Source organism: Pseudomonas cavernae (assembly GCF_003595175.1).
Classification (GTDB): domain Bacteria; phylum Pseudomonadota; class Gammaproteobacteria; order Pseudomonadales; family Pseudomonadaceae; genus Aquipseudomonas; species Aquipseudomonas cavernae.
The window spans coordinates 469,467-483,709 of sequence record NZ_CP032419.1 but is presented as its reverse complement, the minus strand read 5'-3'; the positions used below and the strand labels follow the sequence as shown (position 1 = coordinate 483,709).

The 14,243-nt window shown below is 67.1% G+C and carries 12 protein-coding genes; 2 read left to right on the top strand and 10 right to left on the bottom strand.

Annotation, left to right across the window (positions count from 1 at the left end):
- Nucleotides 1-9: 9 nt before the first annotated feature.
- The 10 genes from D3880_RS02195 to bioB form a co-directional block, all read right to left on the bottom strand.
- Nucleotides 10-1,788, bottom strand: a complete 1,779-nt coding sequence (locus D3880_RS02195) for an acyl-CoA dehydrogenase C-terminal domain-containing protein (protein ID WP_119891904.1) — start codon at nucleotides 1,786-1,788, stop codon at nucleotides 10-12.
- Nucleotides 1,789-1,973: 185 nt separating this feature from the next.
- The gene (locus D3880_RS02190) at nucleotides 1,974-3,767 is read right to left on the bottom strand and encodes an acyl-CoA dehydrogenase C-terminal domain-containing protein (protein WP_119891903.1); all 1,794 of its coding nucleotides are present in this window, start codon (nucleotides 3,765-3,767) and stop codon (nucleotides 1,974-1,976) included.
- A 105-nt stretch (nucleotides 3,768-3,872) separates the two neighbouring features.
- Nucleotides 3,873-5,177 (bottom strand): GGDEF domain-containing protein, encoded by a 1,305-nt coding sequence (locus tag D3880_RS02185; protein WP_119891902.1) that lies wholly within the window; start codon nucleotides 5,175-5,177, stop codon nucleotides 3,873-3,875.
- A gap of 257 nt (nucleotides 5,178-5,434) precedes the next feature.
- Nucleotides 5,435-7,240 carry a phenylacyl-CoA dehydrogenase gene (locus tag D3880_RS02180; protein WP_119891901.1) on the bottom strand — a complete coding sequence of 602 codons (1,806 nt, stop codon included), beginning with the start codon at nucleotides 7,238-7,240 and terminating at the stop codon, nucleotides 5,435-5,437.
- Between the two features lie 227 nt (nucleotides 7,241-7,467).
- Nucleotides 7,468-7,713, bottom strand: a complete 246-nt coding sequence (locus tag D3880_RS02175; protein WP_119891900.1) for a hypothetical protein — start codon at nucleotides 7,711-7,713, stop codon at nucleotides 7,468-7,470.
- Between the two features lie 88 nt (nucleotides 7,714-7,801).
- Entirely contained in the window at nucleotides 7,802-8,491 is a 690-nt protein-coding gene (gene bioD, locus D3880_RS02170) for a dethiobiotin synthase (protein ID WP_119891899.1), read from the bottom strand.
- Nucleotide 8,492: 1 nt separating this feature from the next.
- The gene (gene bioC / locus D3880_RS02165; RefSeq protein ID WP_119891898.1) at nucleotides 8,493-9,305 is read right to left on the bottom strand and encodes a malonyl-ACP O-methyltransferase BioC; all 813 of its coding nucleotides are present in this window, start codon (nucleotides 9,303-9,305) and stop codon (nucleotides 8,493-8,495) included.
- Nucleotides 9,298-10,029, bottom strand: coding sequence for an alpha/beta fold hydrolase (locus D3880_RS02160; protein WP_119891897.1), 732 nt, complete (start codon nucleotides 10,027-10,029; stop codon nucleotides 9,298-9,300). Before D3880_RS02160 ends, bioC begins: the two co-directional genes overlap by 8 nt.
- A complete protein-coding gene (bioF, locus tag D3880_RS02155) occupies nucleotides 10,022-11,194 on the bottom strand; it encodes an 8-amino-7-oxononanoate synthase (RefSeq protein ID WP_119891896.1) in 1,173 nt (390 codons plus the stop codon). The genes D3880_RS02160 and bioF overlap by 8 nt, the downstream gene beginning before the upstream one ends.
- 112 nt (nucleotides 11,195-11,306) lie before the next feature.
- Nucleotides 11,307-12,365: a biotin synthase BioB gene (gene bioB / locus D3880_RS02150; RefSeq protein WP_119891895.1), complete on the bottom strand. Its 1,059-nt coding sequence runs from the start codon at nucleotides 12,363-12,365 to the stop codon at nucleotides 11,307-11,309.
- Between the two features lie 86 nt (nucleotides 12,366-12,451).
- Here bioB and D3880_RS02145 point away from each other — a divergent pair, with 86 nt between their 5' ends.
- Both D3880_RS02145 and D3880_RS02140 read left to right on the top strand, forming a co-directional pair.
- Nucleotides 12,452-13,186, top strand: coding sequence for a ComF family protein (locus tag D3880_RS02145; protein ID WP_119891894.1), 735 nt, complete (start codon nucleotides 12,452-12,454; stop codon nucleotides 13,184-13,186).
- Nucleotides 13,187-13,258: 72 nt separating this feature from the next.
- Nucleotides 13,259-14,023 (top strand): TOBE domain-containing protein, encoded by a 765-nt coding sequence (locus D3880_RS02140; protein WP_119891893.1) that lies wholly within the window; start codon nucleotides 13,259-13,261, stop codon nucleotides 14,021-14,023.
- The last annotated feature ends 220 nt before the right edge of the window (nucleotides 14,024-14,243 follow it).

Below are 14,243 nucleotides of genomic sequence, written 5' to 3'. Positions count from 1 at the left end.
CGGCGGGCCTTAGAACTGCGCGGCGTCGAGCAGGTATAGCGACTCGCTACCGGCCTTGACCGCGGCGGTCAGGGAATGGATACGCGGCAGCAGGCGGGCGAAGAAGAAGCGCGCGGTGCCCAGCTTGCTGACGTAGAAATCGTCCTGATCCTGCTTGGCCAGGGCGGTGCGCGCCATCAGCGCCCACATGTAGGCGTAGGCGGTGTAGCCGAATACCTGCAGGTACTCGACCGAGGCGGCGCCGACTTCATTTGGGTTGGCCTTGGCCCGCTCCAGCAGGTCGGCGGTCATCTGCTCGAGGTTGGCGATGGCGCCTTTCAGCGGCTCGACGAACTCGGCCAAGGACGCATCGGCCGAATCGGTGAAGGCCTTGATCTCGTCGGCGAAGTGCTGGTAGTACGCCCCGCCGCTGCCGACCACCTTACGGCCGACCAGGTCGAGCGACTGGATGCCGTTGGTGCCTTCGTAGATCTGGGTGATGCGGCAGTCGCGCACCAGCTGCTCCTGGCCCCACTCGCGGATGAAGCCGTGGCCGCCGAATACCTGCTGGCCGTGCACGGTGGTTTCCAGGCCCATGTCGGTGAGGAACGCCTTGGCCACCGGCGTCAGCAGGGCGACCAGTTCTTCGGCGCGCTTGCGGGTGGTCGGATCTTCACTGTACTTGGCGGTGTCCAGCTGCATCGCCACGTAGCTGGAGAAGGCCCGGCCGCCTTCGTTCAGGGCTTTCATGGTCAACAGCATGCGGCGCACGTCGGGGTGCACGATGATCGGGTCGGCGGCCTTGTCCTTGGCCACCGGGCCGGTCGGCGCGCGGCTCTGGATGCGGTCGCGGGCGTATTCGATGGCGCTCTGGTAGGAGCGCTCGCCCAGCGACAGGCCCTGGATGCCCACGCCCAGACGCTCGTAGTTCATCATGGTGAACATCGCGGCGAGGCCCTTGTTCGGCGCATCGACGATCCAGCCGGTGGCGCCGTCGAAGTTCATCACACAGGTAGAAGACGCCTTGATGCCCATCTTGTGCTCGATCGAGCCGCAAGATACGGCGTTGCGTTCGCCCAGCGAACCGTCGGCGTTGACCATGAACTTCGGCACCAGGAACAGCGAGATGCCCTTCGGCCCGGCCGGGGCGTCCGGCAGCTTGGCCAGCACCAGGTGGATGATGTTCTCGGCCAGGTCGTGCTCGCCGCCGGTGATGAAGATCTTGGTGCCGCTGATTTTGTAGCTGCCGTCGGCCTGGGGCTCGGCCTTGGTGCGGATGATGCCGAGGTCGGTGCCGGCATGCGCTTCGGTCAGGCACATGGAGCCGGTCCAGACGCCGGCGTACATGTTCGGCAGGTACTTTTCCTTCAGCTCTGCGCTGGCGTGGGCGTTGATCGACAGGCAGGCGCCGGCGGTCAGCATCGGGTACAGGCCGAAGGACAGGTTGGCCGAGTTGACCATCTCTTCCACTTGCGCGGAGATCACCTTGGGCATGCCCATGCCGCCGAACGCCGGATCGCCACCGACGCCGACCCAGCCGCCTTCGGCGTAGGTCTGGTAAGCCGCGGGGAAGCCGGCCGGGGTGCGCACCACGCCGTCGTTCCAGGAGCAGCCTTCTTCGTCGCCACTGCGGTTCAGCGGGGCGATGACGCCGCCGGTGACCTTGCCGGCCTCTTCGAGAATGGCCGCGGCGGTCTCTTCGTCGACCACGTCCGCCAGGCCCGGCAGCTGGGCCCAGAGTTTGGACACCTCGAAGACTTCGTTGAGAACAAAGCGCATATCGCGCAGGGGTGCTTTGTAGTCAGCCATGGTGCATTCCTCAAGCGATCCGACGGGGCCTTGCGGCCAGTATGGGGCAGGCTGGCGAGTTTAACTTAACAACTTTTTAGAGACATAGAGTCGTGTTGTGACCACCAATCCATAGTTAAGTCACGCACAACGCTCAATGCAAAAGCCCGCCAAATGGCGGGCTCTTGCGGCTTTTTTGCCGTTGGTCAGAGGGCGAATTGCTCGGCCGACAGCTTCATCAAGCTGTCGCTGCCCGCCTCCGCCGCCGCCAGGTGCGCCGCGGTGCGCGGCAGCAGGCGCTGGAAGTAGAAGTCGCAGGTGACCAGCTTGGTTTCATAGTAAGGCGCATCGACCGCACCGGCCGCGAGCTTGGCCTTGGCCACTACCGCCATGCGCAGCCACAGGTAAGCCAGGGTGACGTAGCCGGAATACATCAGGTAATCCACCGACGCGGCACCGACCTCGTCCGGATTCTTCATCGCCGCCATGCCGAGCCTCTGGGTCAGCTCGCCCCATTGCTGGTTGAGGCGCGCCAGCTCGGCGACCTGGCCCTTGAGCTGCGGGTGCTCGGCTTGGGCCTGGCAGAACTTATGGACGATCTTGGTGAAGCCGCGCAGCAGCTTGCCCTGGCTGCCGAGCACCTTGCGGCCGAGCAGGTCGAGCGCCTGGATGCCGTTGGTGCCTTCGTAGATCGGGGCGATGCGGCAATCGCGCATCAACTGCTCCATGCCCCACTCGCGGATGTAGCCGTGGCCGCCGAATACCTGCATGCCGAGGCTGGTCACCTCCAGGCCGGTTTCGGTCATGAAGGCCTTGCAGATCGGCGTGAGGAAGGCCAGCAGGTTTTCCGCCTCGGCGGCCCGTTCGGCATCCGGACCATGGGCGACGTCCAGCAGCTGCGCGGTGAAATAGGTCAGCGCCCGGTTGCCTTCGTTGAACGCCTTCATGGTCAGCAGCATGCGCCGCACGTCGGGGTGCACGATGATCGGGTCGGCCGGCTTGTCCGGTGCCTTCGGCCCGGTCAAGGCGCGCATCTGCAGGCGCTCGTTGGCGTAGCGCACCGCGCCCTGGTAGCTCGCCTCGCCATTGCACAGGCCCTGCATGCCGGTGCCCAGACGGGCGTGATTCATCATGGTGAACATGCAGTTGAGGCCCTTGTTGGCTTCGCCGATCAGGTAGCCGATGGCGGCGTCGAAGTTCATCACACAGGTGGCGGAGGCCTTGATGCCCATCTTGTGCTCGATCGAGCCGCAGGACACGCCATTGCGCTGGCCCGCTTCGCCGGCGGCGTCGGGGAGGAACTTCGGCACGATGAACAGCGAGATGCCCTTGGTCCCGGCCGGCGCATCCGGCAGCTTGGCCAGCACCAGGTGGACGATGTTCTGACTCATGTCGTGCTCGCCGGCGGAGATGAAGATCTTCGTCCCGGAGATCGCGTAGCTGCCGTCGGCCTGCGGCACGGCGCGGGTCTTGATGATGCCCAGGTCGGTGCCGCAATGCGGCTCGGTCAGGCACATGGTGCCGGTCCAGCGGCCTTCGGTGAGCTTGGTCAGGTAGGTCTGCTTCTGCTCCTCGCTGCCGTGGGCATGGATCGCCGACATGGCACCGTGGGTGAGGCCGGGGTACATGCCCCAGGAGGTGTTGGCCGAACCGACCATCTCGGCGAGCACCAGCCCCAAGGAATGCGGCAGGCCCTGGCCGCCATAAGCCGGATCGGCAGCCAGGCCGTTCCAGCCGCCCTCGATGTACTGGGCGAAGGCCTCCTTGAAGCCCTTGGGCGTGGTCACCACGCCGTCGTGCCACTGGCAGCCTTCCTCGTCACCGCTGCGGTTCAGCGGTGCCAGCACCTGCTCGCAGAACTTCGCGCCTTCTTCGAGGATGGCGCTGACCATGTCCGGGGTCGCGTCGCTGGCACCGATGGCCGCGTAAGTGGCTGGCAGATCGAACACTTCATCGAACAGGAAGCGCATGTCGCGCAGGGGAGCTTTGTATTCGGGCATGGCAGTTCTCCATCGGCAGGTGCGTCAAGCGCAGCGGGGAAAAACTCAGGCTACTGCCGATGGCCGGGGCCGACAATCACTCTGCGCCGGCTGAATACGCCGCCATCAGCGCACGGTGGCCTCATCGCAGGCCGCCCTTTCGCGCACCGCGCCACGGCGTTGCTGACCGTGCGCGCGCACGCAGTTGCGCCCGGCCGCCTTGGCGCCGTACAGGGCCTTGTCGGCGGCACGGATCACCTGCTCGAAACCACGCTCCTGCTGGCGCTCGGCGACGCCGATGCTGATCGTCACCGACACACTGGCGGCCTTCGCCGATCCGCGCCGTTGGCGGCCCCGGCCGTCGTCACGCGGGCGCTGGCCCTTGTCGCGCAACTGCAGGGCGTACCCCTCCACCGCCTGACGCACCGCCTCCAGGTGCGGTAGGCACTCCTCCAGGCTCTTGCCCGGGAACAGCAGGGTGAACTCCTCGCCGCCGTAGCGATAGGCCGTGCCGCCGCCACCGACCTTGCGCAACTGGCTGGCGACCAGGCGCAACACCTGGTCGCCGACATCGTGGCCGTGGGTATCGGTGAACTGTTTGAAGTGGTCGACGTCGGCCATGGCGATCACATAGCTGCGCCCCAGTCGCTGCAGGCGCTCGTTCAGCGCGCGGCGCCCGGGCAGGCCGGTCAGCTCGTCGCGATAGGCCATCTGGTAGGCCTCGTGCACCACCGCCGCGACCAGCATCAGCATCACCTGGCTGCTCATGATGTTCAGCGCGAAGGGCAGGCTGAAGGTCTTCGGCAGCATCCACAACAGGCCGAACAACCCCAGCAACTGCGCCGCATGCAGCGGCCGCGGGCGACGCAGGTACTGCAGCGCCAGGAGCATGAAGGCGAGCAGGAACAAGCCATAGGCCGGCTGAATCAGCTGCATCCAGCCGGCCTGCAGCGCCGGCCAGCCCAGCGCCGTCAGCCAGCCGAGCAAGGCGCTCGGATAGCGCTGCGCCAGCGCCACGCTCACCCCGCCCAGCGCCAGCAGCACCGCGCCACGGGCGACCAGATCCTGCAGCAGGTGCGAGCGCTCCTGCCAGGCGGCGTACAGGCCGTAGAGCAGCGGCAGCAGCACCGAGCACAGATGGAATACCAGCGCGGCGTCCGCCGCTGCTTTGCCGTGCTCGCGGTAGTAGTCGGCCCGGCTGTCGAGGCAGAAATAGGCGAGGTAGACCACCAGCAGCAGGAAGGCCTCGCGCTGGCGGCTGTAAATCAGGCAGAAGGCACCGCCGAGCAACAGCAGCAAGGTCGGCAGCACGTTGAACAGTGAGGAGAAGAATTCGCTGAGAGCGCCGAGATTCGCCGCCACGAGCCCGCCACCCAGCAATAGCAGGGACGGCAGGAAATGGCTGAAACGCACGGCGGCTGGGCGGGACACGCGAGCTCCGGACTTAATCCACGGGATCGAAGGCTGGCATTTTGCCTTATCTGCTGGTGATTGGTTGGGAAAACCGCGTTTCGCCGTGACTCGGGGCTCTCTGTAGGAGCGAATTCATTCGCGAAAAGGGGCAACTCCGCGCTCGGCCCATCGCGAATAAATTCGCGCCTACACAGGTGCGGCCCGGCCGGTCTATGGCACCAACAAAAACGCCGCGTACCTTGCGGTACGCGGCGTTTTCGACGACCCGCCGAGGCTTAGTAGCCCAGGGCGAAGTCTTCCTCGGCCATATCCATCAGGTTGTTGGCGCCGGACAGCATGGTTTCCACATGGCTGCGGGTACGCGGCAGGATGCGCGCGAAGTAGAAACGCGCGGTCTGCAGCTTGGCCTTGTAGAACGCCTCTTCTTCGGTACCGGCAGCCAGCTTCTCGGCCGCCAGGCGCGCCATGTCGGCCCAGAAGTAGGCTAGACAGGCGTAGCCGGAGTACATCAGGTAATCCACCGAAGCGGCACCGACTTCCTCGCGGTCTTTCATCGCCGCCATGCCGACCTTCATGGTCAGCTCGCCCCACTCCTTGTTCAGCTTGGCCAGCGGCGCGACGAACTCGGCGACCGCCGCGTTGCCTTCGTTGGTCTGGCAGAACTTGTGGATGATCTTGGTGAAGCCTTTCAGCGCCTCGCCCTGGGTCATCAGGATCTTGCGGCCGAGCAGGTCGAGGGCCTGCACGCCGGTGGTGCCTTCGTACAGGCAGGAGATACGGCTGTCGCGCACGTTCTGCTCCATGCCCCACTCGGCGATGAAGCCGTGGCCGCCATAGATCTGCACGCCGTGGTTGGCCGACTCGAAGCCGACTTCGGTCATGAACGCCTTAGCGATCGGGGTGAGGAACGCCAGCATGGCATCGGCGGCCTTCTTCTCTTCTTCGTTCTGGCTGCGCTGGACGATGTCGACCTGCTTGGCGGTGAAGTACACCATCGCGCGGTTACCCTCGGCGAAGGCCTTCATGGTCAGCAGCATGCGGCGCACGTCCGGATGCACGATGATCGGGTCGGCGGCCTTGTCCGGTGCCTTCGGGCCGGTCAGCGCACGCATCTGCAGACGCTCGCGAGCGTACTTGATGCCACCCTGGAAACCGATCTCGGCGTGGGCCAGGCCTTGCAGCGCGGTGCCCAGGCGAGCGGTGTTCATGAAGGTGAACATGCAGTTCAGGCCCTTGTTCGCCGGGCCGATCAGGTAACCGGTGGCGGCGTCGAAGTTCATCACGCAGGTGGCGTTGCCGTGGATACCCATCTTGTGTTCGATCGAGCCACAGGAAACGGCGTTGCGCTCGCCAACGGAGCCGTCTGCTTGCGGCATGAACTTCGGCACGATGAACAGCGAGATGCCCTTGGTACCTTGCGGGGCGTCGGGCAGGCGGGCGAGGACGATGTGGACGATGTTGTCGGCCATGTCGTGTTCGCCGGCGGAGATGAAGATCTTGGTGCCGGAAATCTTGTAGCTGCCGTCGGCCTGCGGCTCGGCCTTGGTGCGCAGCATGCCGAGGTCGGTGCCGCAATGCGGCTCGGTCAGGCACATGGTGCCGGTCCACTCGCCGGACACCAGCTTGGTCAGGTAGGTGTGCTGCTGCTCAGGGGTGCCGTGGGCGGAGATGGTGTTCATCGCGCCGTGGGACAGGCCCGGGTACATGCCCCAGGACCAGTTGGCTTCGCCGACCATCTCGCTGATCGCCAGGCCCAGGGATTCCGGCAGGCCCTGACCGCCATGCTCGACGTCATGCGCCAGGCTCGGCCAGCCGCCTTCGACGAACTGCTGGTAGGCCGCTTTGAAGCCGGTCGGAGTCTTCACGCCGGATTCGCTCCAAGTGCAGCCTTCCAGGTCGCCGACGCGGTTCAGCGGCGCGATCACCTGCTCACAGAACTTGGCACCCTCATCCAGGATGGCGTTGACCATGTCCGGGGTAGCGTCCTGGCAGCCAGGCAGGCTCTGATAGTGAGCTTCGTAGCCGAGCAGTTCGTCGCGAACGAAGCGGATATCACGCAAGGGGGCCTTGTAATCAGGCATGTCGGTAAACCTCTAGGGTAGGGTTCCTGGATGTTGGACCTGGGGGCTGTCGCTTGGCGCTGGCTCCCAACTGGCAGGCGCTAAAACGCGGCCCAGCAGTAAAACAGATGTTTGAAACATACGTTTGCCCTTTTGCCTTGTCAAGCCTCGACCCGCAAGGCGCGCAAAGTCACGCGCCAAACGGTATGTGCCATTGGCGTTCACGAGCAGCATTTAGAGGGTGTGGATCAGGCGCGGGTGTCAAGCAGCGTGCCGAGCACTTCGTCGCTGGTCTTGATCAGCTTGGCGCCGGCCTGGGCTTCGAGCTTGCCGCGCTCGAGCTGGACGAATTGCTCGACCAGATCGGTCTCGCTCGCGGTGCTGGCAACCGACTGCGGCACGCCCGCGCTGGCGATGTTGCTGGCGGCGCTGTCGACCCGCTGCTGGGCAGACTTCCACGTGTTCAGGCCGGATGTGAGGGCGGAGATTTGCATGGCAACACGCTCGCGAAAAGGCTTTGGCCATCAGTGAAGCAGTTGCGCACGGAATGCGTACTGGCAAAGAGAGATTCTTTGCCTGAGGTTAGCGCGCCAGCCGCAATGGGGCCAGATCCAGATACTCGGCCACCGCCGCCGGAGTCGCCTGTGGCAGGCGTGGCACTCGGCCCAGGCAAGGCGCCGGCAGGCGCTCGGCGAGGGTGGCGAGGTTATCGTCCAGCCGCGAGGTGGCCGGGTCGACCAGGTTAGCCACCCAGCCGGCCAGTTGCAGGCCGTCGCGCAGGATCGCCTCGGCGCTCAGCAGCGCGTGGTTGATGCAGCCGAGGCGCACGCCGACCACCAGGATCACCGGCAGGCCGAGGGCGATCGGCAGGTCGGACAGCGTCGCCGCACCGGCCAGCGGCACGCGCCAGCCGCCCGCGCCCTCCACCAGGGTGAGATCGGCGCCCTTGGCCAATATGGCCCGGACCGGCGCGCACAATGCGTCCACGCTCAGCGTCACGCCCGCCTCGCGCGCCGCCAGATGCGGGGCGATGGCCGGGGCGAAGGCCAGCGGGTTGACCTGCGCATAGTCGAGCGCCAGCGTGCACTCGCCGAGCAGCGCCAGGGCGTCGCTGTTGCGCAGCCCTTCGGCCGTCATTTCGCAGCCGGAGGCCACCGGCTTGGCCGCGGCGGTGCTCAGCCCGGCGCGGCGCGCGGCGTGCAGCAGGCCGGCGGCGATGGTGGTCTTGCCGATTTCGGTATCGGTACCGGCGATGAAGAAGGCGGCGCTCATTTCATTCCTCCCGGCGCAGCACGCCGTAGACCACCTGATAGGTAGCCGGCAGGCCCTGGGGCTGGCGGCAGCGCTCGTAGGCCGCGATTAGCGCAAGTAGCCGCGCCCGTCCGGTCAGGCCGCCGGGCCGCCCGGGGTTGAGGTTGTGCGCGCCGAGGGCCTTGAGTTCATGGGTCAGGCGGCGCACATCGGGGAAGTGCAGCACCTGTGCCTGGCGCTCCAGGCTCAGCAGCTGCAAACCACTGGCGGCGCACAGGCGCTGGTAATCGGCGAAGTGGCGGAAGCGATTGACGTGGACCAGGCCGTCCACCGCCTGCCAGCTGTCACGCAGCTCCTGCAGAGTGCCGACGCACAGGCTGGCGAAGGCGAACACCCCGCCCGGCTGCAGCACCCGCCGCGCCTCGGCCAGCACCGCGGCGAAATCCGCGCACCACTGCAGCGCCAGACTGGAAAAGATCAGCCCGCAGCTCGCCGCGCGCAGCGGCAGCTGTTCGGCATCGCCGGCGATAAAGCGTTCGGCCCCACCCAAGGGACGGGCGTGCTGGAGCATGCCTTCGGCGATGTCCAGGGCCAGGCCCTCGGCCTGCGGGAAACGCTCGGCCAGGGCGCGACTGAAATGCCCGGTGCCGCAACCGAGATCCAGCCAGCGCGATGGCAGCAGCTCGGCGGGCAGACGCGCCAGCAGCTCGGCGCCGACCGTGCGCTGCAACTCGGCGACGCTGTCGTAGCTGGCCGCGGCGCGGGAGAAGGAGGCGGCGACCCGGCGCTTGTCCGGCAGGCCGCTGTCCTGAGGGGCCGGCAGGCGCTCAGTCATCGCCGACCTCATGCAGAAAGGCGTGGATCGCCGCCGCCACTTCATGGGCGCGCTCGACCACGAAGGCGTGGCTGGCCTGCTCGATCAGGCCGATCTCGGTATCCGGCAGCAGTTCCAGCAGCGCACCGGCGGCTTCGCCCGGCACCAGCGCATCGGCACCGGCCAGCAGGTGCAGTTGCGGGCCGTTGAAGGCCTGCAGCGCCGCGCGGGTGTCCAATGCCGCCAGCACGTCGAGGCCGGCCAACAGCGGCACCTCCAGCGCTGCCGGGGTGGCGGCGCCGAGGCGGCGGGCCAGCGCGCGCGGATCCTCGGCGCCCTGGGCACACAAGAGGGCGAAGCGTTTCAGCGTGGCCTGGGCATCGCCGGCACAACCGCTGCGGAACGCCGTGAAGGTGTCGACCGGCATGGCGCTCGGCCAGTCGGCGCGGACGACGAAGCAGGCGTTGCTGGCCAGGGTCAGCAGGCCGCAGCAACGCTCGCCCCGGCGTGCCGCCAACTCGGCGGCGAGCATGCCGCCGAACGACCAGCCGCCCAGCCAGGCATCCTGCGGCAGGCGCGCGTCCAGCTCGTCGAGCCAGTCCTGCGGATCGGCGGAAGCGAGGTTCGGCAGCGCCTCGATCTGCACCCGCAGATGCTCATCCAGGCCACTCAAAGCCACCGCCAGCGCGACCAGCGGCGCGGTGCCCAGACCCCAGCCGGGCAACAGGATCAGGCGATCACGCATCGCCGTTCTCCAGCAGTGGCCAGCATTCGGCCAGGGCTTCCAATAGTCGCTCCAACTGCGCTTCGCTGTGCGCCGCCGACAGCGTCACGCGCAGGCGAGCGCTACCGGCCGGTACTGTCGGCGGGCGGATGGCACCGACCAACAGGCCGCGCGCCTTGAGCAGCGCGGTGAGCTGCAGGGCGCGGGCGCTGTCGCCAACCAGGATCGGCTGGATCGGCGTCGGGCTGTCCATCAGGCGCAGGCCGATCTCGCTGGCGCCCTGGCGGAAGCGCGCGATCAGCTGGTTCAGGTGTTCGCGGCGCCAGCTTTCCGTGCGCAGCAGTTCGAGGCTCTTCAGCGTCGCGCAGGCCACCGCCGGCGGCTGGCTGGTGGTGTAGATGTACGGGCGGGCGAACTGGATCAGCGTCTCGATCAGTTCCTCGCTACCGGCGACAAAGGCGCCTGCGGTGCCGAAGGCCTTGCCGAGGGTGCCGACCAGCACCGGCACCTCGTCGATGCCCAGGCCGAAATGCTCGACTATGCCGCCGCCATTGGCGCCCAGCGGGCCGAAGCCGTGGGCATCGTCGACCATCAGCCAGGCGCCTTTGCGCTTCGCCGCGGCACTCAGCGCCGGCAGGTCGGCGAGGTCGCCGTCCATGCTGAACACCCCGTCGGTCACCACCAGGGTATTGCCGGTGGCTTTTTCCAGGCGGCTGGCGAGGCTGGTTGCATCGTTGTGCAGGTAGCGCGAAAAACGCGCGCCGGAGAGCAGACCGGCGTCGAGCAGCGAGGCATGGTTGAGACGATCTTCCAGCACCGTATCGCCCTGGCCGACCAGCGCCGTCACCGCCGCCAGGTTGGCCATATAGCCGGTGGAAAACAGCAGCGCGCGCGGCCGCCCGGTGAACTCGGCGAGCGCTTCTTCCAGCTGGTGATGCGGCGTGCTGTGGCCGATCACCAGATGCGAGGCACCGCCGCCGACGCCCCACTGCTCCGCGCCTTCGCGCAGCGCGCGGATCACTTCGGGATGGTTGGCCAGGCCGAGGTAGTCGTTGGAGCAGAACGCCAGCAACGGCTGGCCGTCGACCGTCACGTCCGGGGCTTGTGGGCTGTCCAGCAGCGGGCGCTGGCGATAGAGATGCGCCGCGCGGCGTTCGGCGAGGCGAGAGGCGAGATCGAATGGCATGGGAACGGATCACCGGAAGCTGGTGGATAACCGCAAGCGGGTCATCCACCCTACGAAGAAGTCGGGTCTTGCGTAGGGTGGATGACGCTTTACCCATCCACCGAACGGGCAATCAAACAGCGGCGGCGTCGTAGAACAGCTGCGAATCGCGCTGTTCGACCAGGGCCTGCTCGATGGCGGCCTGGTGCACCTCGTCGGCGTGCTCTTCGCGCTCTTCCGGCTTGATGCCGAGGCGGGCGAACAGCTGCATGTCCTTGTCGGCCTGCGGGTTGGCGGTGGTCAGCAGCTTCTCGCCGTAAAAGATCGAGTTGGCGCCGGCGAAGAAGGCCAGGGCCTGCATCTGCTCGTTCATCTGCTCGCGGCCGGCGGACAGGCGCACGTGGGACTTCGGCATCATGATCCGCGCCACGGCCAGGGTGCGGATGAAGTCGAACGGATCGACGTCCTTCTCCTCGGCCAGCGGCGTGCCCTTGACCTTGACCAGCATGTTGATCGGCACCGACTCCGGCTGTTCGGGCAGGTTGGCCAGCTGGATCAGCAGGCCGGCGCGGTCGTCGACCGACTCGCCCATGCCGAGGATGCCACCGGAGCAGATCTTCATCCCCGCCTCGCGCACGTAGGCCAGGGTCTGCAGACGCTCGCCGTAGGTGCGGGTGGTGATGATGTTGCCGTAGAACTCCGGCGAGGTGTCGAGGTTGTGGTTGTAGTAGTCGAGGCCGGCATCGGCCAGCGCGGAGGTCTGCTCCTGATCGAGACGGCCGAGGGTCATGCAGGTCTCCAGGCCCATGGCCTTGACGCCTTTGACCATCTCCAGCACGTAGGGCATGTCCTTGGCCGACGGGTGCTTCCACGCCGCGCCCATGCAGAAACGGGTCGAGCCGATGGCCTTGGCCTCGGCGGCGGCCTGCAGAACCTTCTGCACTTCCATCAGCTTCTCTTTTTCCAGCCCGGTGTTGTAGTGGCCGGACTGCGGGCAGTACTTGCAGTCTTCCGGGCAGGCGCCGGTCTTGATCGACAGCAGGGTCGAGACCTGCACGCGGTTGGCGTCGAAATGCGCGCGGTGCACGGTCTGCGCCTGGAACAGCAGGTCGTTGAACGGCTGCTCGAACAGGGCTTTGACTTCGGCGAGGGACCAATCGTGGCGAGTCGCCAGGGAAGCGGATGCGGTCATGCGGGTTGTTCCTTGTTGTTGGCTCGCGCTTGACTGCTAGAGTCGACCAGCACGACACGGATGTGCGGAATATTTAGGGAAGCGAAATGCGCTGTCAACCAGAACACGGGAAAGCGGTTTACATCTGGACAAAAAACAACCAATTCTGCCTGTTATGCGATGAGCCGGCGGACAGCGGCTTGTCCCTGTGCGGCCCTTGCGAGAACGAACTGCCTTGGCTCGGCGAGCAATGCAGCGTCTGCGCCCTGCCCCTGGCGGTCGACGGCCTGGCCTGCGGCGCCTGTCTGCAGCGCCCGCCGGCCTTCAGCCGGGTGGAAACGCCCTGGCGCTATGACTTCCCGCTCGATGCGCTGGTCACGCGTTTCAAGCACCAGGCCAAGTGGCCGCTCGGTCGCCTGCTGGCGGATGGCCTGAGCCGCCATCTGCAGCATGCCTTCGGCGAAGGCCTGCCGCGCCCGGACTGCCTGCTGCCGGTGCCGCTGGCCAAGCGCCGCCTGCGTCAGCGTGGCTTCAATCAGGCGGCGCTGCTGGCCCGCTGGCTCGGCACCGGCCTGCAGCTGGCGGTCGATGAACGGCTGCTCCAGCGCGTGCTCGAAACGCCGGCGCAACAGGGCCTGGACGCCGCCACCCGCCAGCGCAACCTGCGCCGGGCCTTTGCCCTGGCCAACCCGGCCGCGGTCGCCGGCCGCCACCTGGCCCTGGTCGACGACGTGCTGACCACCGGCGCCACCGCCCAGAGCCTGGCCCGCCTGCTGCGCCAGGCCGGCGCCGCGCGGGTCGATGTGTATTGCCTGGCGCGCACGGCGAAACCCGGAGATTGACGGCCTGGCGATTGACTGAGCCGGCGATTCCGGCAACCCTCGCGCTATCTCCCCGCGCCAGATATCACCCGCATGTCCGCACTCACCACCCTCGCCCAGCATGTCAGCCGCCGCCCGCAACGCATGGCGCTGCTCGAGCAGATCGCCGTGCAAGGCTCGATCACCCGCGCCGCCAAGGCCGCCGGGCTGAGCTACAAGGCGGCCTGGGACGCCATCGACGAGCTCAACAACCTGGCCGAGAAACCCTTGGTGGAACGCACCGTCGGCGGCCGCGGCGGCGGTGGCGCGCGGCTGTCCCACGAAGGCGAACGCCTGCTGGCCCTGTACAAGCGCCTGGAAGCCTTGCAGGCGCTGGTGCTGCAGGCCGCCGAGGACGACGCCGACCTGCAGCTGCTCGGCCGCGTGATGCTCAAGACCAGCGCGCGCAACCAGCTCGGCGGGCGGGTCTGCGCCATCCACGCGCAGGGTCGCAACGACCTGATCGAGATCGAGTTGCCCGGCGGCGCGCGCATCGAGGCGCAGATCACCCACGACAGCACCGAGAAGCTCGAGTTGCTGCCTGGCAGCACGGTGGTGGCGCTGATCAAGGCCGGCTGGGTCGAGCTGCAGCCGCTGTCCGCCGCGGCCGGGCCGGGGCTCAACCAGTTGGAGGGCTGGATCGAGCAGATCCTCGCCGACCCCAACGGCCCCAGCGAAGTACGCATCGGCCTGGCCAGCGGCCAGGTCCTCTGTGCCCTGGTCGCCGCCGAGCGCCTGCTCGAGCTCGGCTTGCAAGCCAGCGACCCGGTGCGCGCGCAGTTCTCGCCGCAGCAGGTGCTGCTCGGCACCCAGCTCTAGGGGCCCAGACTCGCCGTTCCCCGACCCTCTTCCGGGCGAACGAATCCACCCGCTGCGTAGGATGGGTTGAGCCTGCGATACCCATCGAATGGCCATGATGGGTATCGCTGCGCTCGACCCATCCTACGGCCCTACGCTCTCTGCGCCCACTTGTGGGAGAGGGGGTCGGGTGAGGGAAGTCGGCAACAGCACCCTCTCCCCAACCAGCGAGTGATGGGGT